Raw genomic sequence first — 23,117 nt, 5'->3', positions numbered from 1 at the left:
GACTACGTGGCGTTCTCCATCCGTTCAGTAGGGGTTGCGCTGCAGACCCGGCGTGACTGCTGTATGCTTTGCCAGCCGGTCGTTTCCGGCAAATCAGTGCGTCTTCAGGGCGGGGCGAAATTCCCCACCGGCGGTATGCCGGCAGCGCGAAAGCGTGAGCCGGCGAGCCCGCGAGCGCCCGCATCGCGCGGTCTTTCGAGTCGGAGAAATCGCAGCGGGGTCAGCAGATCTGGTGAGAAGCCAGAGCCGACGGTCATAGTCCGGATGGAAGAAGATGTGCAGATAGTCATGTTCGTTTCCGTGACGCCGCTCGCAGTTTTGAGCGGTGCGCGAGCGTCGCTTTGCGCGACGTTCAACGGCGCGTCTTTGTCTGTTTGCAATGCCCTGAAACGTTTTTCGCCCAACTTTTGCGATGAGCGTTTCAATCATGACCTTTGCTACTTTTCCTGTTCCGTCGACGATTGCGGATGACGCATTCCTCGATCTCCCGTTGCTCGCCACCGAACCCGTTCCGCCGCGTATCGCCGCCGCGTTGCAAGCCATGCGCGATGGCCGCGCCGTGGTCCTGCAAGACGACCACGATCGTGAGAACGAGGCCGATCTGATCGTCTCGGCCGAGCGTCTTTCCGTCGAAACCATGGCGTTGCTGATCCGCGAATGCAGCGGCATCGTCTGCCTGTGCCTACCCGACGAGAAGATTCGCGCGCTCGAATTGCCGCCCATGGCAGTCAACAACGAAAGCCGTCACGGCACAGCGTTCACGGTATCGATTGAAGCGCGCGACGGTGTCACGACCGGCGTGTCCGCGCTCGATCGCGTGACGACGATTCGTGCCGCGATCGCGGATAACGCGAAGCCCGCCGACATCGTGCGTCCGGGTCACGTGTTCCCGTTGCGCGCGATGCCCGGCGGCGTGCTGGCGCGTCGCGGCCATACCGAAGGCACGGTGGACCTGGCGGTTCTCGCGGGTCTGAAACCGGCCGGCGTGCTGTGCGAACTGATGAACGCCGACGGCACGATGACGCGTGGCGCGGAGGTGGAGCGCTTCGCCGCGCAACACAATCTGCCGATGCTGACGATCGCCGAGCTGGTGGAGTTTCGTCAGGCGCTGGCGCAGGCACGCGAGTGCGTGGCTGACGAGGCGTGATGAGGTGACGCTGCGCAGGATGACCTGATCGCGTGCGTCGCCAGTGCCGGTAGAAATGCAAAAAGGCCGGCTCTCATCGAGAGCCGGCCTTTTTTCTGGGCAACCGCAAGCGCTTACGACTGCTGGTCGCCGAACTCGCCGCGCACGCCGGCTTCCACCAGCGCGGGCAATTCATCCATGTGCTTCATGATGCGCGTCATGCCCATCTTGCGGAGCGCGTCTGCATAGCCTTCCGGAATATGGCTCGCGCCGACGAACGCGATCGTCTTCATGCCCGCCGCGCGCGCGGCGTTCAAACCCGCGACACTGTCCTCCACCACGACACAACGCGACGGTTCCACGCCCAGCGTTTGCGCGGCGAACAGATACACGTCGGGATAAGGCTTGGGTCGCGCCACCTGTTCGGCGCTGAAAATCCGCTCGCCGAAAATCTGCTGCAAACCCGCGCGCCGCACCGACGCATGCACGCGCGCCATGCGGCTGTTCGACACGACGGCCGCCGGCAAGCTGACGCGCTGCAAGGCCTCGCGTACGCCGTTGATCGGGCTGAGCGACGCCGCGAGTTCGAGCTCGACGTTGTGTTCGACGGTGTTCAGGAAATTCGCGGGCAGCGTAATGTCGAAGGACTTCTCGATGCCTTCGAGAAAGCGCGACATCTGCTGGCCAAAAGCCGTTTTGACGACGGGTTCGAAGTCGAGGCCGGGGAAGGTCGCGTTGAGCGTGGCGAGCATCACGCGGTCGGCGATGATTTCGCTGTCGACGAGTACGCCGTCGCAGTCACAGATGAGGTGGTCGATCATGCTTGGGAACGGAAAGCGGAGCGCGCGTTGGCAAGACAGTTGCAAGCCCGTGCGCGCAGATTGAAAGCATCATGATACGTGCTTTGGCGTCGTCTGCGCGACGCCGCTGCGTGCCACTGCGTTCCGCTGTGGCCGGGACGGCCCTCGGAGGTACATCGTCCCGGCTCGGGCCCGCTGTGTCGCGAGCTTAGTGCATGGTGTGCAGGAACATGTACAGCGCCGTGGCCGCCGCGCCGCCCAGCAGCGGACCGCAGACCGGAATCCATGCATAGCTCCAGTCACTGCCGCGCTTGCCCGGAATCGGCAGCAGCGCGTGCATCAGACGCGGCGACAGATCGCGCGCCGGGCTCATCGCGTAACCCGTCGGGCCGCCGAGCGAGATGCCGATACCGAGCACCAGCAGGCCGACCGGCAGCGCGTCGAGCGCGCCCAGACCGACTTGCGGCGACGCCAGATACAGCACGCCGAGAATCAGCACGAAGGTGGCGATCATTTCGGTGAGCAGGTTATGCGGCACGCTGCGAATGGCCGGCGCGGTGCAGAACACGCCGAGCTTCACGTCGGCATCGGCTTCCTTCTCGAAGTGCTGACGATAGGCGATCCACACGAGCAGCGCGCCTGCCATCCCGCCGAGCATTTGCGCGGCCACGTAGCCGGGCACCTTGGCCCATGCGAATTTGCCGGCCAGCGCGAGGCTGATGGTCACGACCGGGTTCAGGTGAGCGCCGCTGAACGACGCGGTGACGTAGACCGCGATGAACACGGCCATCGCCCAGCCCATCACGATCACGATCAGGTCCGCGCCCTTGCCCTTGGTGCGCGCGAGCAGCACGTTGGCGACCGCGCCGTTGCCGAGCAGCACCAGAAGCGCGGTGCCGATGAATTCCGCAATGTAAGGAGACATGGTTGGGTATCCGAAATATAGTTGTTAGGGAAGCCGCTGGATAAGCGGCTTCTTTATGTCGAAAGTTTGTCTGGTGAAGGGGTAACGCTACGCTCAGGGCGTATCGGCCCACGCCTTGGCGGCGCGGATCGCGCGCTGCCAGCCGTCGAGGTTGGCCTTGACCTCGGCGTGCGGCAGTGCGGGCGTGAAGCGACGGTCGAGCGCCCACTGGCTTTGCAACTCGTCCACGTCTTTCCAGTAGCCGACCGCGAGACCGGCCAGATACGCCGCGCCGAGCGCGGTCGTTTCCGACACCTTCGGGCGCACCGCATCGACGCCGAGAATGTCGGCCTGGAACTGCATCAGCAGGTTGTTCGCGCATGCGCCGCCGTCCACGCGCAATTCGCCGATGCGAATGCCGGAGTCGGCTTCCATCGCCTTCAGCACGTCGAGCGACTGGTAGGCGATCGAATCGAGCGCGGCGCGGGCAATGTGCGCCGAGCTCGTGCCGCGCGTCACGCCGAACAGCGTGCCGCGAGCGCGGGCGTTCCAGTGCGGCGCGCCGAGGCCGGCGAACGCGGGCACGAGATACACGCCGTCGGTGTGCGGCACGCCGCGCGCCAACGTTTCGATTTCAGCCGCGTTCTTGATGATGCCCAAGCCGTCGCGCAGCCATTGCACCACCGCGCCGCCGATAAAGATGCTGCCTTCCAGCGCGTAGTTGATCTTGTCGCCGATCTGCCAGGCAATCGTGGTGACGAGGTTGTTCTTCGATTCGATCGGTTTTTCGCCGGTGTTCATCACGAGGAAGCAGCCCGTGCCGTAGGTGTTCTTCACCATGCCCGACTGCGTGCACATCTGGCCGAAGAGGGCAGCGTGCTGATCGCCGGCGATGCCCGCGAGCGGAATCTTCGAAGCGAATACGGTGGTCTTGGTCGGGCCATACACTTCCGACGAAGGACGCACTTCCGGCAGCATGTTGCGCGGAATGTCGAGCGCTTCGAGCAGTTCGTTGTCCCACTGCAGCGTGTGGATGTTGAACAGCATGGTGCGCGACGCGTTGGTCACATCGGTGACGTGCAGACCGCCCTTGGTGAAATTCCACACTAGCCAGCTATCCACCGTGCCGAACGCGAGGCGGCCTTGCCTGGCCTTTTCGCGCGCGCCTTCCACGTTGTCGAGAATCCAGCGGATCTTGGTCGCCGAGAAATACGAGTCGATCGGCAGGCCGGTTTTCGCGCGGACTTTTTCTTCGAGACCCTGCTCCTTGAGCTGGTCGCAGAAATCGGCGGTGCGGCGGTCTTGCCAGACGATCGCGTTGTAGATCGGGTGGCCGGTTTCACGATCCCACACGATGGTGGTTTCGCGCTGATTGGTGATACCGATCGCCGCGATCGACGTGCCGTTCATGCCGGCGCGCGTGACGGCTTCGGCGGCAACACCGGCCTGGGTCGACCAGATTTCCTGCGGGTCGTGTTCGACCCAACCCGGACGCGGATAGATTTGCTGGAATTCTTTTTGCGCCGTCGACACGACATTACCGAGCCGGTCGAACAGCATGGCACGCGAGCTCGTCGTGCCCTGGTCGAGGGCGAGAATGTACTGATCCTGCATTGTCTCTTCTCCATGCGTTTTATGAATCGCCGGACTCTTGAACGGCGACGGGAACGGCTTGTTGTTTTAAGCGGGCTGCAACAGCAACAGATGTGGTGGTGCGTCCCGGCTTGCTTCAGCCGAGGGGTGAAAGGAATCCGGTTTGCCGCGAGCAGCGAAGGCGCTGCTCGCTGATGTGCCTGACTACGCGCTCTGTCGGAACGGTTCGCGGACGAACCATGCATCGATTTCTTGCGTGATCGAATCGAGCGTGCCCGGTTCGACGTGCAGGCCGAGTTTCGAACGGCGCCACAGCACGTCCTGAGCGCTGCGGGCCCATTCGGTGTCGCGCAGGTAAGTCAGTTCGGCTTCGTAAAAACCTGGCGCGAAGGCGCGGCCGAGGTCTGCAATCGAGTGCGCGTTGCCGATCACGTGCTTGACGCGCGTGCCGTACGCACGGGCCAAACGGTGCGCGAGGTCGGCCGGCAGCCAGGCGTGCTGCTGCTTGAATTCGGTCAGGAAGCGCTCGAAGTTCGCGTTCGGCATGTCGCCGCCGGGCAGTGGCGCGCCGGCCGTCCACGAAGCTGCGCTCTTGTGCAGCGCGTGCGTGAGTTTGTCGACGGCTTCTTCCGCAAGCTTGCGGAAGGTGGTGATCTTGCCGCCGAACACCGACAGCAGCGGGGCTTCGCCCGCGGGCGAATCGAGTTCGAGCGAGTAGTCGCGCGTGACCGCCGACGGATTGTCCGCGCCTTCTTCCTCGAGCAGCGGACGCACGCCCGAGTAGGTCCAGCGCACGTCGGCCGGCGAGATCTTCTGCTTGAAGTAGCGGTTGATCGAGTCGCACAGGTACTGCGTTTCTTCCGGCGTGATCGCCACTTGCGACGGGTCACCGCGGTATTCGATATCGGTGGTGCCGATCAGCGTGTAGTCGTGTTCGTACGGAATCGCGAAGATGATGCGCTTGTCCGGATTCTGGAAGATGTACGCGTGATCGTGGTCGAACAGGCGCCGCGTGACGATGTGGCTGCCTTTCACCAGGCGCACGCTGTGCGACGCTTCGCGGCCGAGCGCACCATGCAGCAGCTCGCCGACCCACGGGCCCGCGGCATTCGCGATCGAAGCGGCGCGCACGTCGAGAATCGTGCCGTCCGCGCGCTTCAGTTGCGCGCGCCATTCGCCGCCGGCGCGCACCGCGCTGACCAGCCGCGTGCGGGTGAGAATCTTCGCGCCGCGCTCTTCGGCGTCCAGCGCGTTCAGCACGACGAGGCGCGCGTCGTTGACCCAGCCGTCCGAATACACGAAACCGCGCTTGATCGAATCGACCAGCGGCGCGCCTGCGGGATGGTTGCGCATCACGATGCCGCGCGAACCCGGCAGCATTTCGCGTTTGGCGAGGTGGTCGTACAGGAACAGGCCGGCGCGGATCATCCACGCCGGGCGCAGATCGGGCATGTGCGGCATCACGAAGCGCAGCGGCCACATGATGTGCGGCGCCGCGCGCAACAGCGTTTCACGTTCCTGCAGCGCTTTGCGCACCAGGCCGAACTCGCGGTATTCGAGGTAGCGCAAGCCGCCGTGAATCAGCTTGGTGCTGGCCGACGACGTATGCGCCGCCAGGTCGTCCTGTTCGCAGAGCAACACCGACAGGCCGCGGCCCGCCGCATCGCGAGCGATGCCTGCGCCGTTGATCCCGCCGCCCACGACGAGCAAATCGTATCTCGAGCCTTGCGTCACCTGCTGTGTCCCCTGCGTCTGTTTTCGGAAAGCCGTTAGGAAAAACTATCGAACCGATAGTGTTCGTTTTCGAACTTTAATGAACATATTCGAAAAAGTAAAGTTCGCTTGTCTTAGGGGAACCTCTAACTCGGTGGTCGAGGTGGTGGCGCAACGCGCGGCCACGGACGATACTCTCGGCAGCAGCCATTTCGAGGTGAATACATGCGTGGACTTTTGATGATTGGCGCCGCCGTACTGCTCGCGGGATGCGTCAGCTCGCCGAGCCTGAGCGGCACGATGGGCGCACCGTCGTTCGTGTCGTTGCAGCAGATGTGCAGCGCCCAGACGGTCGACTACGGCAAAGACGCGCAAAGCGTTTACGACGCGCTGTTCGATGCTTATGTGGCGAACCGCCACGGCAAACTGTCGAAAGAGGATTTTTGCGGATTTCAGGCTTCCATCGCGCAGCGCTTTGCGAGTCAGGGTTTGAGTACGGATCCGCAGGTGCGCAATCAGTGGGTGGCGTTCTTTATCGATCAGCGGGCCAAGGCGTTGAGCTGGCGCGCGGCGGCCGATCCGACTTTGCGGAACGGTTGAGGCGGGGGCGCTGCGGGAACGGTTGGGGTGTTGGCCGGTCGCTTGAGTGGGCGGCGTGAGTTGGTGCTTAAGACCGGGCTGTGCGGCGGCTATGGCTGTGGCTGAGCGCCGCGCCACAACATCCGGCGAAGCTGGGCGAGCACCGCTTCCCGCGTCGGTGCCGTATGCCCGGCCGGTTGCTGCGCCTCGGGCAACGGTAACTGATTGGCGAGCGCGAGCATCGTGAATCCGTGCAGACTTGCCCAGTACGCATAGCCAATCAACTGCGGATCGCCTTCCAGAAGACCTGCGTCGACCAGCTGTTCGAAATGCGTGGTCAGCATTTCCTGCGCACGCAGCGCCGCAGCGGCGAGATCCGGATAGCCGCCTTCCGGCTGATTCACATCGAACATCAAACGGTACGCGTGCGGTTCGTCGAGGGCGAACGCGACGTAGGCGTCGCTCACCGCCAGACGATTGTCGCCGGACGCGTTCCCCGCGGCGGCTTCGAGGTGCAGCGCGAAACGATTGAACGCGGCGGCGCGGACCATCGCGAGAATGTCGTCCTTGTCGCGGAAATAGCGGTAGGGCGTCATTGCACTGCAGTCCAACTCTTTCGCCAGTTCGCGCATCGTCACGCCCTGCGCGCCGCGCGTGGCGAACGCGTTCTCGGCTACGCGGCGCATCGCTTCGCGGAATTGCTGGATGTCGTCGGCGGAAAGGGTTTTGGGCATGCGCGAGCGGTGGAAGTCCGTCGCGTCAATTTACTGTGTAAATGCGTTGCGCACAACAAAAGCGGGCGTTCGGATGAACGTCCGCTTTCATTCAGGGTAATAAGGCAAGCCTGCCGTCCGACTGACGCTACGAAAAACGTTTGATCGCCCGCAATGCGCTGTCGCCGATTTCAGTCACGCGCCATTGTTCGTTGCCCGACGCGAGCCGTTCGAGTTGGACCAATTGGCGTTCCAGCAGGGCGTCGAGTTCTTCTCGCTCCATGTCGACTTGATGGGGAGCGTCCTTGACGAGCAACAACGTGGCGAATTCATGCGGACTTAGCATTGTTCTCTCCATGTCAAGCAAACGCGGACAGCCTTGTCGGCAACTGGCCAGGTGCCAGTGAAGTCCGCTAGAGGATCAGGCGGGAAGTACGGTTCACACGACAGATTCACGCAGCCGCCGCTACGCAAATTGCGCAACAGACGCCGGGGAACTGGAGTGTAGTCAACCGCACGTTAAACACCAAAGGTGCCCCAGTAAATTTTCCCTTTGACAATCGGATGCTGCCGAGGCGGTTTGGAGCCTCGGCTAAAAGCTTGATTTCACTCGAAGTTTCGCGTGCGGTGCAGCATGGCGGAAAACGCCTGGGCGGGGTGGGTGGAGCAGGGGAAAATTGGGCACGACGCGGCGGCAAGTTGTCGTCGGCTGGGAGGCGACGCAACCGCAACTGGGAGGCGACGTAATCTCGACTCAGCGCCAACCCACCCGCCGCACCTAACGCCACTTACTCGGCGATATACACCTGGCAATTCGCCGCGATCAGCGTCTCGGCCATTTCCGCAGGCGGCGCGGCGTCCGTAAAGAGTGCGTCGATCTGATCCAGATGCCCCTGACGAACCAGCGCCGGTCGGCCGAATTTGGAGTTGTCGGCGGCCAGAAACACCGTGCGCGCATGCTCGATGATTGCCTCGGCCACGCGCACTTCGCGGGTGTCGAAATCGCGCAGCGTGCCGTCCGTTTCGATCGCCGACGTGCCGATGATCGCGAAATCCACCTTGAACTGGCGAATGAAATCGATCGCCAGTTCGCCCACGATGCCTTTGTCCCACGGCCGCACGATCCCGCCGGTGACCAGCACCTCGCAATCCGGATAGCCGCTCATCATGCTGGCGACGTTCAGATTGTTGGTAATCACGCGCAGCCCGCGATGCCGGTTCAGCGCGCGGGCCACTTCTTCGGTCGTGGTGCCGAGGTTGATAAACAGCGACGCCTGATCGGGAATGTGAGTGGCCACTAACGCCGCGATGCGCCGTTTCTCTTCGTGGAACATGCGCTGACGCGCGGTGTACGAGACGTTTTCGGAACTGGTCGGCAGACTCGCGCCGCCGTGATAGCGGCGCAGCAGATTCATGTCGGCGAGCCAGTTGACGTCGCGGCGGATCGTCTGCGGCGTCACGTCGAAGTGGGCCGCGAGGTCGTCCACGGTCACGAAGCCGTCGCGTTGCACCCACTCCAGCAGTTCCTGTTGCCGGGCGTTGAGAGTCAGGCGGGGGTCTCGGGTCATGTGTCTCGGTTCGTGGGTTTTTTGTCGGCGCCGGCCGCCATCGACGCTGCAAGCTAATCTGGAAGGCGGCTGAGGCGTGAACGGCGATAGGGCTATTGTAAGACCATCGCCGGGGTTGTCTGCCAGGTTGTGCGACATCCATAAGATACCGGACGACTTACCCTCGATCCATTCAGGCCATTTGCGCATTTATTCATTTGATAAATGAATTTGTTTTTTGGGCCAGATCGCGCTGCAATCCGAGGTCCTGCGCTGTCTGTATGTGATCCGCATGTGGTCCGACGTTGATTCAATTCCCCCTGGTTGCCGGCCGCTGTCACGAGCCGGGACCTCGCTTTCGAGAGTGTTCGACATGACTGGCTTCAACTGGCAAAACCCTTACCCGACGCCGCGTCTGCCCGTATTCGCGCGCAACATCGTTTCGACTTCGCATCCGCTCGCCGCGCAGGCGGGGCTGCGCATGCTGTGGAAAGGCGGCAATGCCGTCGACGCGGCGATCGCCGCGGCCGCCGCCATCACGGTGGTCGAGCCGGTGTCGTGCGGCCTTGGCGGCGATGCGTTCGCGCTGGTGTGGGACGGCAAGAAACTGCATGGTCTAAACGCGTCGGGCGTGTCGCCGGCGGCGTGGAACGTCGACTACTTCAAGCGCAAGTACGGCGAGGAAAACGGTCTGGCGAAACAACCCAAGCGTGGCTGGGACGCGGTGACGGTGCCCGGCGTGATCGCCGGCTGGGAGGCGCTGCATCAGAAGTTCGGCTCGCTGCCGTTCGCCGACCTGATGGAACCGGCGATCGAAATCGCCGAGCGCGGCCACGCGGTGGCCAGCATCGTCGCCTATAAATGGGCGGCCGCCGTGCCGGAGTTGAAGGATCTGCCGGGCTTCGCGCAAACCTTCATGCCGCGCGGCCGCGCGCCGGAAGTGAGCGAACTGGTGCGCTTTCCCGGCCACGCGAAGACGCTGCGCAAGCTCGCCGAGCAAGGCCCGCGCGCGTACTACGAAGGCGAGATCGCCGAGCAGATCGCCGCGTTCGCCCGCGAAGGCGGCGCCGCGCTGACGCTCGACGACCTGCGCAACTACCGCGCGGATTGGGTCGAGCCGATCGGCAAGGAATATCGCGGCCACACCGTGCATGAGATTCCGCCGAACGGCCAGGGCATCGCGGCGTTGATCGCGCTGGGCATCCTCGAAAAATTCGACGTGAAGGAACTGGCGGTCGACAACGTCGAGTCGCAGCACTTGCAGATCGAAGCAATGAAGCTGGCGTTCGCCGATGTCTACCGTTACGTGGCCGATCCGCGTTCCATGGACGTCACGCCCGAGCAGATGCTCGACGACGCTTACCTCACGTCGCGCGCGAAGCTGATCGATCACAAGCGCGCCACGCAGTTCGACTTCGGCATGCCGAAGGCGGGCGGCACGATCTACATGTCGGTGGCGGACGAGCGCGGCATGATGGTCAGCTTCATCCAGTCGAACTACATGGGCTTCGGCTCGGGCATCGTGGTGCCGGACAGCGGCATCGCGATGCAGAACCGCGGTTGCGGTTTTTCGATGGACCCGAAGTCGCCGAACGTGGTGGAAGGTGGCAAGCGGCCGTTCCACACGATCATTCCGTCGTTCCTCACGCAGCAGGTAGACGGCCGCCAGGAAGCGGTGATGAGCTTCGGCGTGATGGGCGGCGACATGCAGCCGCAAGGCCATCTGCAATCCATCGTGCGGATGCTCGACTACGGCCAGCAGCCGCAGGCTGCGTGCGACGCGCCGCGCTGGAAGGTCAATCGCGACTTCACGATCGACATCGAATCGACGCTCGATCCGCGCACCGCCGAGGCGTTGCAGAAGCTGGGCCACACGATCAAGTCGGTAGACGATCCGTACATGGATTTCGGCTCCGGCCAGTACATCTGGAAGCTCGATCGCAACGAACCGGAGCGCGGTTATGTGGCGGCGAGCGATAGCCGTCGCGACGGCCTGGCGGCCGGCTTCTGATTCCGTCACACAGGCGAAGCGGCGCGGTTCAGGAGGTTCAGGACGCCGGGCTGTTTCGCGTTTGACTCACGGGTAGTACCGGAGACGACGCGGGTTCGTGCGGGGCTTCGGTGCGTTTGTGGGGTATGCATTAGGCATGGTTAGTGGCGCTTCAGGCCCATCACGGTTCAGACCGGTATCAGACAAGGTAGAGACATCATGCACACCCCCGCGTCGCCTTCGGCGGCAGCTTCCCCTCTTGCCGCGCCCGCACCGCTTTCCAAAGCCATGGTGCGGCGAATCGTGTTTTCCTCGTCGGTCGGCAATGCGCTCGAGTGGTTCGACTTTCTGGTCTACGGCTACTTCGCGACCATCATCGCCAAACAGTTTTTCCCGATGCAGGACGAGTGGCTGTCGACGCTGCTCGCCATCGCCACCTTCGGCATCTCGTTCCTGATGCGGCCGCTGGGCGCCGTCGTGCTCGGCACGTACGGCGACCGCAAGGGCCGCAAGGCGGCGCTGACGCTCGCCATCGCGCTGATGATGGTCGGCACCTTCACGATGGCCGTGATGCCGCCGTATGCGTCGATCGGCCTGGCGGCGCCGGTGCTGATCCTGCTCGCGCGGCTCGTGCAAGGTTTCGCGGTGGGCGGCGAGTTCGGCAGCGCGACGGCCTTCATGGTCGAACACAGCGCGTCGCGTCGCGGCTATTACGCGAGTTGGCAGTTCGCGAGCCAGGGGCTCGCGGCGATCACCGCTGCGGCCTTCGGCTCGCTGCTGACCGCGTGGATGCCGCCCGAGCAACTCAATAGCTGGGGCTGGCGTCTGCCGTTCATGTTCGGCTTGCTGGTCGGGCCGGTGGGCTATTACATCCGCTCGCACCTCGACGAAACGCCGGAGTTCCTCGCGCTGCACAAAGCGCGTGAAGCCCGCGAGGCGGCCGGCCTTCGCCCCGTCGCGAACGATCAAGAAGCGAACGGCGCCTCGTTCTCCAGCCAGTGGGTCAATCTGCTGCTTGCCGTGGGCATCGTGGCGCAATCCACGGTGGGCGTGTACGTGCTGCAGTTGTACATGCCGATGTACGCGGTCAAGCAGTTGCACATGCCGGCGGCGGCATCGTTCGGCGTGGTGGTGCTCAACGGTGGCCTGCAGTTTCTGCTGTCGCCGGTCATGGGCGCGCTGTCGGATCGCATCGGCCGGATTCGCATCATGCTGACGACGTTGGTGTTGATGGGCACGCTGATCTATCCGATGTTCGCCTTGCTGCAGTCGCATCCCACCATCGGCTGGTTGCTGCTGCTTCAAGGCACGGCGGGTATTTTCAAAGCCGCTTACTCCGGACCGATGCCCGCGCTGATGTCCGAGATCTTCCCGACGCAAGTGCGCTCGACCGGTCTTTCCATTGGTTACAGCATCGGCGTGACGATTTTCGGCGGCTTTGCGCCGACGATCGTCGAGACCTTCATTCACGTGACCGGCGACAAACTCGCGCCAAGTTATTACGTGCTGATCGCCGCGGTGTTGTCGGGGTTGTCGCTGGTGGTCGTGGCGTTTCGCATGCGCCGGGTGCGCCTGATGCAGGCCGTTCAGCCGGCCTGAGCGGATCGATCCACGCCTTCGCTTAGCCCGTCATGGGCCGATTCGAAGCCGCTCGAAGTAGCTTCTCCCAAAGCAAAAGCCAGCTCGTCGAGCTGGCTTTTTTTGCTTCATGCAGGCTGAGTTTTTGTCAGACCGAAGAGTTCGACTACCCGCGAATTGGAACTGTAACGACCCGGCATGGTCTGTGCTGGGTTATCTGCAGAGTTGCGAAACACCGGCTAAGATGCAAGATACAAGGGGTTAACTCTAATTCAAAGTGCTGTATCTGACACGGCGGACCGTCCTGCGAGAGCCGGCGGTTGCGGGCATGCTTCACGAGTCGATACAGCTTTCGGAGCAAGACAAGATGCACACAGAGCTGAACCACGTCATGCCTTGGCGGATCGAGGATATCGACCTCACCCGCATTGACCGGCAGAAGGCGGTTGCCAATGAAGATCTGTTGCTGCTGTTGTGCGCCGCTTCGTTTATCGAAAGCGGCACCGACCTTTATACAAGCAATCTGAGTACTTTTTTTGACGGCGATCCGGAAGTGTCGGCCTGGCTCAACAACGAGTGGGAGCCGGAGGAAATGCAGCATGGCCGCGCGCTCAAAACCTACATCGCTTATGTGTGGCCCGAGTTCGACTGGGACAAGGCGTTCAGCCAGTTCATGGAAGAGTACTCGCTGACCTGTTCGATGGAGGATTTCGAAAAGACTCGCGCGCTCGAAATGGTGGCGCGCTGCGTGGTGGAAACCGGCACGGCCACGTTGTATCGCGCGATCGGCGAATGCTCGGACGAACCGGTGCTCAAAGAGATCACGGACAACATCCGCGTCGACGAAGTCCGTCACTACAAGCACTTTTTCCGGTTCTTCAAGAAGTACAACAAGATCGAAGGCAACGGCCGTCTCGCCGTGCTCGGCGCGTTGATGCGCCGTGTGATGGAGATGAAGAACGAAGACTCGGAAATCGCGTTGCGCCATGTGTTCGCGGTGCGTTATCCGGAGCGCGTGCATGACTCGGCGTATAACCGCGAACGCGCGGCGCGGATCAATGCGTTGGTGCGGCGTAATCTGTCGGCCGATATGTGCGTGAAGATGCTGCTCAAGCCGTTGGATCTGCCGGCGCGTATTCAGCCCGGCGTGCATTACCCGCTGGCGAAGATCACGCATTATGTTTTCTTCCGCTGATTGACTGGTTGCCTGATCGACTGGTCGACGTAAAAGTTTGACGATGCAAATGGCCCGCTGACGCGGGCCATTTGCTTTTCGAGGCATGATGCGGACTTAACTATTTCTTGTCATCGGAGCGGCACGACCATGAGCGATTCTCCCGCACCCGAACGTTCGCTGGAACAGACCGTGTTCGACGAATGGCCCGACGCCGTGCGCGCGTTGTTCGACGGTTCATCGCTGGCGAGCAAGATGGGCTTCACCGCGTCGCTGTTGAGCGTCGATGCGAACGGCCATATCCGCAGCTCGCTGCTCGGCGTCGGCGAGTTGTATGCGCCCGATTCGCGCACGCTGCGCATCGCGTTGTGGCCGCAGGCAAGGGCGACGCGCGCGATCACGCAAAGCGGGCGCGCGGCGCTGAGCTTTGTTTGCGATGAGGCGTTCTATCAGGTGCAGTTGCGCGTCAAGCCATTAGCGAGCGCGGCAGGCGACGATAGCGGGCTGGTCTATCTGATCGGTTCGATCGACACAGCGGAGGCGCAGAGCGTGCGTTATGCGCGTCTGACGAGCGGCATTACGTTTGAACTGGCAGGGGAGAGGGAGACGGTGCTCGATCGATGGGAACGGCAGATCGAGCACCTGAAGCAGGCGGCGGCCGGAGCCGGCCGCCTTGACGCCTAATGCTGCTTGACGCTTAGCGCGGCTTAACGCTTAACGCCCGCGCTGACCGCTGCGCGACGGTTGGCCGCCACGCGGCCCATCGTTACGCGGCTTCGCGCCACCCAGCAACGCGCCCGGATTGCCGCCTTGCGGCTTGTTGCCCTGCGGCTTGCGTGGCGCATGCTGCGCGCCGCTGCCTTCATGCGCGACCGCGCGCGGACGGTCGTCCTGACGCTGACCGTCACGGCGCGGCTGGCCGCCGTTGCCGGCCGGCTTCGCGCCTTGCGGCTTCGGCTGTTGCTGGCCACCGGCCGGGCGTTGACCCGAGCGTTGCGCCGGCTTCGCGGCACCCGCGCCATCGCGCTTCGGCGCGCCTTGACCCTGACGCGGCGAACGTCCGCCGCCACCACCACCGCCACCCTGGCCGCGACGCAGAATCGGCTCCGGCTTCGCGGTCGGATCCGGTTCGAAACCGGCGATCACTTCCTGCGGCACCGCACGCTTGATCAGCTTCTCGATGTCCTTCAGCAATTGCAGTTCGTCGACGCACACCAGCGAAATCGCTTCGCCGGTCGCGCCCGCGCGGCCCGTACGGCCGATGCGGTGCACGTAGTCTTCCGGCACGTTCGGCAGATCGTAGTTGACCACGTGCGGCAACTGATCGATATCGATACCGCGTGCGGCGATGTCGGTCGCCACCAGCACTTGCAGCGTGCCGTCCTTGAACTCGGCGAGCGCGCGCGTGCGTGCCGACTGGCTCTTGTTGCCGTGAATCGCGAGCGAGCTGATGTCGTCTTTGGTCAATTGCTCGGCCAGACGATTCGCGCCGTGCTTGGTGCGCGTGAACACCAGCACCTGGAACCAGTTGTGCTGCTTGATCAGATGCGTGAGCAGCTCGCGCTTCTTGTCGCGGTCCACCGGGTGAATCTTCTGCGCGACCGATTCAGCCGTCGTGTTACGGCGCGCGACTTCGATCAGCGCCGGCGAGTCGAGCAGATTGTCGGCAAGCGTCTTGATTTCGTCGGAGAAGGTCGCCGAGAACAGCAGGTTCTGACGCTTCGGCGGCAGCTTTGCGAGCACGCGCTTGATGTCGTGGATGAAGCCCATGTCGAGCATGCGGTCGGCTTCGTCGAGCACGAGAATCTCGAGATGCGACAGGTCGATAGTCTTCTGCTGCATGTGATCGAGCAGACGGCCCGGCGTCGCGACGACGATGTCCACGCCGCTGCGCAGCGCGCCGATCTGCGGATTGATGCCGACGCCGCCGAACATCACGGTCGACTTCAGCTTCAGGTACTTGCCGTAAGCGCGCACGCTTTCTTCGACCTGGGCGGCGAGCTCACGCGTCGGCGTGAGGATCAGCGCGCGCACGACGCGCTTGCCGGAGGCCGTCGTTACGCCGGGCATGCTGTTCAGGCGCTGCAGGATCGGCAGCGTGAAGCCGGCGGTCTTGCCGGTGCCGGTCTGCGCGCCGGCCAGCAGATCGCCGCCGTTGAGCACGGCCGGAATAGCCTGGGTCTGGATCGGAGTCGGGGTGGTGTAGCCGAGTTCGTGTACAGCGCGGACCAGCGGTTCGGACAAGCCGAGGGAATCAAAAGACATGAAAGCTCTTTGCAATGCAGTTTCGCGAACGGCACATAGGGGCCCAAACAGGCATGAACGCGGCATCGACACACCCGCATGGCGTGTTCGAGGCCCCGAGCCCAGTTCCGGTCGCAGAGAAATCGGCGGCACGCGGGACACGCATGCCGAATGCTTCAACGCGCTATCAAGACACGTTGACTGGCCTTAAGTTGCATTTCGCCGCCGTGGGCGTGTCACGCGACGTAGCGCGCGACACTGACGAATTGACACAGACTGCCCGCCAGTACGAACAGGTGCCAGATACCATGTCCGTGCCGGATGCGCTCGTCGTTGATGAAGAAGTAGATGCCGGCGCTATAGATGATCCCGCCGGCCACGAGCCAGGCGGTACCCGCTGCCGGTAAAGCTTGCACCAGCGGGCGGACGGCAACGAGCGCGAGCCATCCCATCAACACATACAGCACCATCGAAACGCTGCGGGTGCGTCGCCCGAGCGTCAGTTCCTGCACGATGCCGAGAGCGGCAAGCCCCCAGCTTACGCCGAATAACGACCAGCCCCACGGCCCACGCAACGTGACAAGCGTGAACGGGGTGTAGCTGCCGGCGATCAGCAGGTAGATCGCCGAATGGTCGCATTTCTGCAGAACCGCTTTGACACGCGGGTTGCGCACGCTGTGGTAAAGCGTCGAGATAGCATACAGCACGATCAGCATCGCACCGTAGACACTGAAGCTGACCACCTTGTACGCGTCGCCGTCGAGCGCGCCCATCGTGACGAGCGTAGCCAGCCCCGCCACCGACAGCACGGCGCCGACGAGGTGGGTAATGCTGTTGAAACGCTCACCGACATGCACGGCTCTTTCCTCCTGCGCGATTTCATCGGACTAAAAGTGCCCACATGATACCGGTCCTGAAAAAACGAAGGGCGCGACCGCGTTTTCCGCAGGCCGCGCCCAGGGTGTGACGAACGCTGCTTAGTCGAGCGGCGCCGAACGCAGATCGGACACTTGCTGCGGCGACACCGCCGTGCCGTGGTTGCCCCACGACATACGGATGTAGGTCACGACAGCTGCGACTTCCGTGTTCGACAGGGCCTGCGCGAACGGCGGCATGCCGTACGGATGCGGGTTGCCTTCCGTGCTCGGCGGATAACCGCCGTTCAGCACCATACGGATCGGATTGACCGCCGACGGCATCTGGATCGACTGGTTATTCGCCAGCGGCGGGAACGACGGCGGCATGCCGAGGCCGTTTTCCGCGTGACACTTCGCGCAATTGTCAGCGTAGATCTTCTGACCTTGCTTCAACAGTTCGCCGCCGAACTTTTCCGACGTTTCGAGCTGCAGCGCTTCCGGTGCCTCGCTCTTCTGCGGAATCGTCTTCAGGTACGTGGCCATCGCGTTGATGTCCGTGTCCGACATGTACTGCAGGCTGTTGTGAACCACTTCGGCCATCGGACCGAACACCGCGCCGCGGCTCGACACGCCGGTCTTCAGCAGATCGGCGATGTCTTTGGTTTCCCAGTCGCCGAGGCCGGCTTCCTTGTTCGACGTCAGCGACGGTGCGTACCAGTTCTGCAGCGGGATCAGACCGCCGGCAAATGCCGCCGAGCTGACCGGGCCGCCCATGGCGTTGATCGACGTGTGGCACATGCCGCAATGGCCGAGGCCTTCGATCAGGTAAGCACCGCGATTCCATTCGACCGACTTGGTCGGATCCGCCTTGTACTCGCCTTCACGGAAGAACAGCGTGCGCCAGCCGATCAGCATGTTGCGCTGGTTGAACGGGAATTTCAGTTCGTGCGGACGGCTCGCCACGTTGACCGGCGTGACCGAACGCAGATACGCGTAGATCGCGTCCGAGTCGGCGCGCGTGACCTTCGTGTAGCTGGTGAACGGGAAGCCCGGATACAGCAGGCTGCCGTCTTTCGACCGGCCGGTGTGCATGGCGCGGTAGAAGTCGTCTTGCGTCCACTTGCCGATGCCGTATTGATCGTCGGGCGTGATGTTCGGCGTGAACATCGTGCCGAACGGCGTGGCCATGGGCAGGCCGCCGGCGAATTGCTTGCCGCCGCGCACCGTGTGGCAGGCGATACAGTCGCCGGCGCGGGCGAGGTACTCGCCCTTCTTGATCAACGCGGCCTGGTCGGCGGGCGTTGCGGCCATGGCGGAACCGTTATGCAGGTTGTCGCCGCCCGACCACAGGACGGGAACGAGCGCGGCAGCGGCTACGACGATGACTGCCGAGAGGGCGAACAAAGACTTGCGTTTCATTTAGTGTCTCTCCCGGTGCCTTATTGCGGTTCGCTGCCGCAGGCAAGCGGAGTCTTCATCGAGCGGGCCGGAGCCGGCACGGGGTTTTGTGGAGCCTTCTGCGTGGCGAGCCACGAAGCGACGGCGTTCACATCTTCGTCGGTGAGGCGCGTGGCGATGGTGTGCATGCAATCAGGCGCGATCGCGTGACGCGAACCCGAGCGCCAGGCGCCCAGTTGCGCGCTGATGTAGTCCGAATGCAAGCCGACCAGCCCCGGGATAGCCGGTTGCATGCCGGTCAAGCCCTTGCCGTGGCAGGCCGCGCAAGCCGGAATCTGTTTGGATGTGTCGCCATTCAGCACGATCTGCTGGCCGCGATCGAGCGTGGTTTGCGACACGGTCGGCTTGGCCGGCGTCGGATACGGCGGACGCTGTTGCGAGAAGTAAGTGGCGATCTGATGAAGGTAGTCGTCGGAGAGATACGTGACGAGGTAGTTCATGGGCGGGTACTTGCGGCGCCCTTCGCGGAAATTCTGGAGCTGGTTGTACAGATAGTCGGCCGGCTTGCCCGCGAGACGGGGGAAGTAGTCGTTGTCCGTACCTTGGCCGTGGCTGCCGTGACATGCCGTGCACCCTTGCACGCGCGCTTCCATCGTGTCGGGGGCCTTCGGTTGAGTCTGCGCTTTCGCAGCGCTATAGACACCCGCGGAGCCGATCAGCAGAAGGGCGAGCAACGGGCGGAAAAGGCGTCTTGAAGACACGCGTAACTCCATCAATATCGGGGACCTGACCGAACTTCGAGCGGCTCGGTGTGAAGGGCAGCCGGCGCTGCGGCGACGCAGCATTCTATCATCGATAGGCTGATGCTGACTATTTGGCACATTAGAGAAGGTTCCGTGTGTCACCGCGATGCGACAGTTTGACGCTGGCCTATGTTTCGTGCTGCTTGCCTGCCATTCGACGTCCGAAGCTCGCGGCCAGGCGCTGGGAGCGGGTCCGTCGCGCCGCCGAAAACAAACCAGGTTGAACCGACGCGCGCACGCGCCATCGAAGCGTACACTTCCGGGCTCGCCGGCCTCTGTCCGGCCGGGACGTGCCCGGTTCGACGTCCACCGTTTTCCTGATCATCCGCTATCGGCCCTACATGAAGCTATTCAAATTTTCCCGTACGACGTCGCGTGCGTTGGCGCTCGGCGTCGCGGCGCTGCTTGCCGCGTCCACTGCGTCGACCGCGTTCGCGCATGCGCATCTGGTGTCGAGCGAGCCGGCGGCGAACGCCGCGGTCGCCGCGCCCACCGAAGTGACGATCCATTTCACCGAGCCGCTCGAGCCCGCGTTCAGCCGGATCGAGCTGGCCGACGCAAGCGGCAAGGCCGCGCTGCCGGCGGCATCGGCCGCCTCGCTGGTCGATAAGGACGATGCCAAGGTTATGCATCTGCCGTTGCCGCCATTGAGCGCGGGCCGCTACGCGGTGCATTGGACGGCGGTGGCCACGGACGGCCATCGGACCCAGGGCAACTTCGCGTTCATCGTCCAATGAGCTTCGACGGATTGTGGATCGGGCAGGTCGCCATGGCCGCGCTCATGAACGTCGCGTTTGCGTTTGCCGTCGGTTCGGCGTTGCTTGGCGCGTGGCTCGCCAAAGACGCGCAGACCAGGATCTCGCCGGCCCGCCCGGCCTGGTTGCGTGCGCAACGGTCGATGCTGACCGCCACCGTCGTGCTGGTGCTCGCCGACCTCGGCTGGCTGCTGTATCAGGCGGCGTCGATGAGCGGCGTGGCGTTGCCGGCGGCCATCGGCGTGGTGCCGACGGTGCTGACGCAAACCCATGTCGGCTATGGCTGGAGCGTGGCTTTCGCGGGTGCACTGGTGTTGCTCGGCACGGCCATCACCAGTCATACCGGGATGGTGCGCAATGCGCTGCTGTGGCTCGCGGTGATCGCGGTCGCGGCCGGCAAGGCGTCGCTCGGTCATGCGGCCGATGCCGGCGTGGCGTCGGCGGCGATCGGCATGCAGACGTTGCACGTGCTGGTGACCAGCGTGTGGGGCGGACTCGCGATGGCGGCCGGGCTCTCGGTGCTGCCCGCGCTCGGCACGTCGACTGCGCGCGGCATGCTGATCCGCACGGCGACGCAGGTGTCGAATGTGTCGGTGGTGGCGGTCGGGCTGGTGCTGCTGTCGGGTATCTTCAACGCGGTGCGCGGGTCGGGCGGGTCGTTCGAAGCGATCGAACTGAGCACGTGGGGCCATGTGCTGATGCTCAAGCTCGCGCTGGTCGGGATGGCGCTCGTGCTCGGCGGCCTCAACCGCTTCTCGGCGTTGCCGCGCTTGCGCCGCACGGCGTCGACGATGGACGCGCATACCTTCGTCAACGTGCTCTATCTGGAAGCGCTGGCGATGATCGGCGTGTTCGTCGCGGCGGCCGCGCTGTCGCATACCGTGCCGGCGTTCGCGGCGCTGGGTTGAGCGGTGCGCGTGAGTCGCGCTGGCTGAGCTGGCGCGGCCCAAGCACCGCTGTTCGGGCAAGCGCCGCAAGCACGGCAAGCGCCGCAAGCACCGCAAGCACCGCAAGCACCAACGTCCCGCGTCACGCAACGATCACGTCCGTCATGCGCCACTTCTGCAACACCCATCCGCCAGACAAAACAGATCAAGCAGGCCGATCAAGCAGATAAAAAAGCGCCGCACAGCAAAAGCGTGCGGCGCAATACACACGGTCGCCTGGCGGTGGCCAGCACATCCGTTACTGCTCTTTAAGCGGCGAGCGCATGGCTCGCCCGCTCGAGGGTCTCCTCCGGAAACATCTCCTGCTGTAGCTCCCCCGCGTCGCTGAACCACTGGCAGATCAGCCAGTTGCCCGGTGCGAACAGCACCGGCCCGTTCCAGATGGCTGTCATCGGACGCCCGCCTGACTTCAGCCTCAGTACCTCGCCCGCGCGATACGCGGGTGTCGCGCGTCGCCTTGTCAATCGCATGGTGGGTTCCCGTCGAACGAAAAAGGCTTACTCGAAGCCGAGCCGGTGGCCGAGGATCGGCGCGCAGAACAGTGCGATCGCGCAGCCGGCGGCCTTGCCTTCGAGTTCGGCGCCTGCGGTGCGCGAGCCGTACAGATGCGTCAGCAGATCGAAAAGCTGCGGCAGGCAATAAATCACGGCCGCGCCGATGAAGCATTTCTCGACCACCGAAATGCGCCAGCCGCGTTCGAATGCGAGCGCCGCGCCGACGATGCGCAGCACGCCGAACATGACCAGTGCGCCGACGGCGGCCTGTTCGCGGATCAGATAGTCAGGAAGGAATTCGCCCATGATGGTCCCCGATGCATGTGGTGTTTGCATGCATTTGAGCAAGGACCGGGCCATGTGTATGTCTGATGCCGAACAATTGGCTGGCAAGCCTTGATGGCTAAGGCTTTGCACGGAAATAGCAGGGGCCTTGAAAGAGCCCGCAAACGCCTGTTCGAGCCTGTTTGGTCCGGAGTGTTACGTTACTGCGACGGCCCGCGCGTCACGTCACCGTAACGCGCGGGCAAGCGGTTTAGCGAAGCGTTAACGAATCCGCTCGATCTTCCCGACAAGGAACAGATAGGACAGCGCGCCGACCACGCCGACCGCGCTCATGAACACCAGCGCCGGTTTGAAATCGTTGTTCCTGACGATAAAGCCGATCACCACCGGCACACAGATCGACGACAGATTGCCCATCAGGTTGAACATACCGCCGGTGAGGCCGAGCAGTTCCTTCTTCGCCATCGACGACACCAGCACCCACGTGATCGACGAAAAGCCGCTGCCGAAGAACGCGATCGCCATGAACAGGATCACCATCGCGGGCGTCTCGACATAGTTCGCGCCGACGATCGCGGTCGAGAGCAGCAGCCCCGTCACGATCGGCGCCTTACGCGCCACGGTGACCGACGCGCCGCGCCGGATCATCCAGTCCGACAGCAGCCCCGAGGTCAGAATGCCGACGAACGCGGCGAGGAACGGCACGGCCGCCATGAAGCCGGCCTTCAGGAAGTCCATGTGCCGGTATTTGACGAGGTAGGTGGGGAACCAGGTGAGGAAGAACCACAGCGTCGAGGTCACCGCGATCTGCCCGATATACACGCCCCACAGCTTGCGGTTGCCTAGCACGGCGCGCCATTCGGCGGCGCCGTAGCGGGCGCGGCGCGGCTGCGCGGAGTCGCGCTCGGATTTACCCAGATCGACGAGTCCGCCGCCCGCACGGATCGTCTCGAGTTCGGCTTCGTTGATATCGGTCGATTCCGACGGTTCGCGGTACGACGCGTACCACACCAGTCCCCACAGCACGCCGATCGCGCCGGTCAGAAAGAACACACCCTGCCAGCCGAAATGCTGCTGCGTGAGCACGAGCGCCGGCGTCAGGAACGCGAGGCCGACGTACTGGCCCGAGGTATAGCTCGCGATCGCGCGGGCCCGTTCGTTGTCGGGAAACCAGGTGGTGACGACGCGGTTGAGCGTTGGGTAGGCCGGCGCCTCCAGCGCGCCGAGCAGCACGCGCAGCGACAGCAGCATGGCGAACGCGCTGGCGAAACCTTGCAGGATCGTCGCGAGCGACCACAGGCCGATGATCAGCGCCAGCAGCAGGCGCGGCCGCGTGCGGTCCACCAGCATACCGCCCGGAATCTGCAGCAGCGCGTACGACCAGCCGAACGCGGAAAACACCAGCCCCATCTGCGCCGGATCGAGTTGCAGATCCTGGGCGATCGCGGTGGCGGCGATCGACAGATTGCTGCGGTCGAGATACGTGATGACCACGGTGATGAACAGCATCGCGAGGAGGCGGTGACGCTTGCCGGTCGCTCGCGACTGGATGTGGGTTGTCTCCACTGAGGGTGTCCTCGGGTTGGTTTTTATTGCACACCGAAAGCGCAAAGCAAA

At 63.5% G+C, this 23,117-nt stretch carries 22 protein-coding genes and 1 riboswitch; of the genes, 8 read left to right on the top strand and 14 right to left on the bottom strand.

The genetic code is table 11. The features are described 5' to 3' along the window. Positions 1-96 precede the first annotated feature (96 nt). Positions 97-280: riboswitch (FMN riboswitch) on the top strand. 147 nt (positions 281-427) lie between these two features. Continuing rightward, positions 428-1,147 carry a 3,4-dihydroxy-2-butanone-4-phosphate synthase gene (ribB, locus tag FA94_RS07500; RefSeq protein ID WP_035548487.1) on the top strand — a complete coding sequence of 240 codons (720 nt, stop codon included), beginning with the start codon at positions 428-430 and terminating at the stop codon, positions 1,145-1,147. Between the two features lie 113 nt (positions 1,148-1,260). Here the strand turns inward: ribB and FA94_RS07495 are convergent, their stop codons facing one another. The 4 genes from FA94_RS07495 to glpD form a co-directional block, all read right to left on the bottom strand. Then, complete coding sequence (locus FA94_RS07495; protein ID WP_035548485.1) at positions 1,261-1,947, bottom strand: HAD family hydrolase; 687 nt, start codon at positions 1,945-1,947, stop codon at positions 1,261-1,263. A gap of 187 nt (positions 1,948-2,134) precedes the next feature. Next, a complete protein-coding gene (locus tag FA94_RS07490) occupies positions 2,135-2,851 on the bottom strand; it encodes an MIP/aquaporin family protein (RefSeq protein ID WP_035548482.1) in 717 nt (238 codons plus the stop codon). A 93-nt stretch (positions 2,852-2,944) separates the two neighbouring features. Continuing rightward, positions 2,945-4,444 carry a glycerol kinase GlpK gene (gene glpK / locus FA94_RS07485; RefSeq protein WP_035548480.1) on the bottom strand — a complete coding sequence of 500 codons (1,500 nt, stop codon included), beginning with the start codon at positions 4,442-4,444 and terminating at the stop codon, positions 2,945-2,947. Positions 4,445-4,627: 183 nt separating this feature from the next. After that, the gene (glpD, locus tag FA94_RS07480) at positions 4,628-6,157 is read right to left on the bottom strand and encodes a glycerol-3-phosphate dehydrogenase (RefSeq protein ID WP_035548477.1); all 1,530 of its coding nucleotides are present in this window, start codon (positions 6,155-6,157) and stop codon (positions 4,628-4,630) included. A 204-nt stretch (positions 6,158-6,361) separates the two neighbouring features. Here glpD and FA94_RS07475 point away from each other — a divergent pair, with 204 nt between their 5' ends. Continuing rightward, positions 6,362-6,736, top strand: coding sequence for a hypothetical protein (locus FA94_RS07475; protein WP_081935750.1), 375 nt, complete (start codon positions 6,362-6,364; stop codon positions 6,734-6,736). A gap of 89 nt (positions 6,737-6,825) precedes the next feature. Here the strand turns inward: FA94_RS07475 and FA94_RS07470 are convergent, their stop codons facing one another. The 3 genes from FA94_RS07470 to FA94_RS07460 form a co-directional block, all read right to left on the bottom strand. Next, positions 6,826-7,449 (bottom strand): TetR/AcrR family transcriptional regulator, encoded by a 624-nt coding sequence (locus FA94_RS07470; RefSeq protein WP_035548472.1) that lies wholly within the window; start codon positions 7,447-7,449, stop codon positions 6,826-6,828. Between the two features lie 127 nt (positions 7,450-7,576). Further along, the gene (locus tag FA94_RS07465; protein ID WP_035548469.1) at positions 7,577-7,774 is read right to left on the bottom strand and encodes a hypothetical protein; all 198 of its coding nucleotides are present in this window, start codon (positions 7,772-7,774) and stop codon (positions 7,577-7,579) included. A 442-nt stretch (positions 7,775-8,216) separates the two neighbouring features. Then, positions 8,217-8,996, bottom strand: a complete 780-nt coding sequence (locus FA94_RS07460; protein WP_035548466.1) for a DeoR/GlpR family DNA-binding transcription regulator — start codon at positions 8,994-8,996, stop codon at positions 8,217-8,219. A 352-nt stretch (positions 8,997-9,348) separates the two neighbouring features. Between FA94_RS07460 and FA94_RS07455 the strand changes: the two genes are divergently transcribed. From FA94_RS07455 to FA94_RS07440, 4 genes are all read left to right on the top strand, one after another. Further along, the gene (locus tag FA94_RS07455) at positions 9,349-10,986 is read left to right on the top strand and encodes a gamma-glutamyltransferase family protein (RefSeq protein WP_035548463.1); all 1,638 of its coding nucleotides are present in this window, start codon (positions 9,349-9,351) and stop codon (positions 10,984-10,986) included. Between the two features lie 198 nt (positions 10,987-11,184). After that, on the top strand, positions 11,185-12,564 hold the full coding sequence (locus FA94_RS07450) for an MFS transporter (protein ID WP_035548461.1): 1,380 nt from the start codon (positions 11,185-11,187) through the stop codon (positions 12,562-12,564). A gap of 346 nt (positions 12,565-12,910) precedes the next feature. Beyond that, positions 12,911-13,738 carry a ferritin-like domain-containing protein gene (locus FA94_RS07445; protein WP_035549498.1) on the top strand — a complete coding sequence of 276 codons (828 nt, stop codon included), beginning with the start codon at positions 12,911-12,913 and terminating at the stop codon, positions 13,736-13,738. A gap of 129 nt (positions 13,739-13,867) precedes the next feature. Then, the gene (locus FA94_RS07440) at positions 13,868-14,401 is read left to right on the top strand and encodes a hypothetical protein (protein WP_035548458.1); all 534 of its coding nucleotides are present in this window, start codon (positions 13,868-13,870) and stop codon (positions 14,399-14,401) included. Between the two features lie 30 nt (positions 14,402-14,431). Here the strand turns inward: FA94_RS07440 and FA94_RS07435 are convergent, their stop codons facing one another. From FA94_RS07435 to FA94_RS07420, 4 genes are all read right to left on the bottom strand, one after another. Further along, positions 14,432-15,982, bottom strand: coding sequence for a DEAD/DEAH box helicase (locus FA94_RS07435; protein ID WP_035548455.1), 1,551 nt, complete (start codon positions 15,980-15,982; stop codon positions 14,432-14,434). A 215-nt stretch (positions 15,983-16,197) separates the two neighbouring features. Next, on the bottom strand, positions 16,198-16,818 hold the full coding sequence (gene trhA / locus FA94_RS07430; protein WP_035548452.1) for a PAQR family membrane homeostasis protein TrhA: 621 nt from the start codon (positions 16,816-16,818) through the stop codon (positions 16,198-16,200). A gap of 120 nt (positions 16,819-16,938) precedes the next feature. Continuing rightward, on the bottom strand, positions 16,939-18,237 hold the full coding sequence (locus FA94_RS07425; protein ID WP_035548449.1) for a c-type cytochrome: 1,299 nt from the start codon (positions 18,235-18,237) through the stop codon (positions 16,939-16,941). A 20-nt stretch (positions 18,238-18,257) separates the two neighbouring features. After that, positions 18,258-18,989 carry a c-type cytochrome gene (locus tag FA94_RS07420; protein WP_035548447.1) on the bottom strand — a complete coding sequence of 244 codons (732 nt, stop codon included), beginning with the start codon at positions 18,987-18,989 and terminating at the stop codon, positions 18,258-18,260. 371 nt (positions 18,990-19,360) lie between these two features. On the opposite strand from FA94_RS07420, the gene copC reads away from it, so the two are divergent. Next, on the top strand, positions 19,361-19,756 hold the full coding sequence (gene copC, locus FA94_RS07415) for a copper homeostasis periplasmic binding protein CopC (RefSeq protein WP_035548445.1): 396 nt from the start codon (positions 19,361-19,363) through the stop codon (positions 19,754-19,756). Then, the gene (locus tag FA94_RS07410; RefSeq protein WP_035548444.1) at positions 19,753-20,682 is read left to right on the top strand and encodes a CopD family protein; all 930 of its coding nucleotides are present in this window, start codon (positions 19,753-19,755) and stop codon (positions 20,680-20,682) included. The genes copC and FA94_RS07410 overlap by 4 nt, the downstream gene beginning before the upstream one ends. A 287-nt stretch (positions 20,683-20,969) precedes the next feature. Here FA94_RS07410 and FA94_RS39730 read toward each other — a convergent pair whose 3' ends face one another. From FA94_RS39730 to FA94_RS07395, 3 genes are all read right to left on the bottom strand, one after another. Further along, positions 20,970-21,191, bottom strand: coding sequence for a YodC family protein (locus FA94_RS39730; RefSeq protein ID WP_035548443.1), 222 nt, complete (start codon positions 21,189-21,191; stop codon positions 20,970-20,972). Between the two features lie 27 nt (positions 21,192-21,218). Further along, positions 21,219-21,521: a hypothetical protein gene (locus FA94_RS07400; RefSeq protein WP_035548442.1), complete on the bottom strand. Its 303-nt coding sequence runs from the start codon at positions 21,519-21,521 to the stop codon at positions 21,219-21,221. Positions 21,522-21,761: 240 nt separating this feature from the next. Continuing rightward, a complete protein-coding gene (locus FA94_RS07395) occupies positions 21,762-23,009 on the bottom strand; it encodes an MFS transporter (RefSeq protein WP_231584889.1) in 1,248 nt (415 codons plus the stop codon). Positions 23,010-23,117 lie beyond the last annotated feature (108 nt).

The organism is Burkholderia sp. 9120, from assembly GCF_000745015.1.
Lineage (GTDB): Bacteria > Pseudomonadota > Gammaproteobacteria > Burkholderiales > Burkholderiaceae > Paraburkholderia.
The sequence above is the reverse complement of the archived record's forward strand: the minus strand, read 5'-3'. Positions and strand labels throughout refer to the sequence as shown.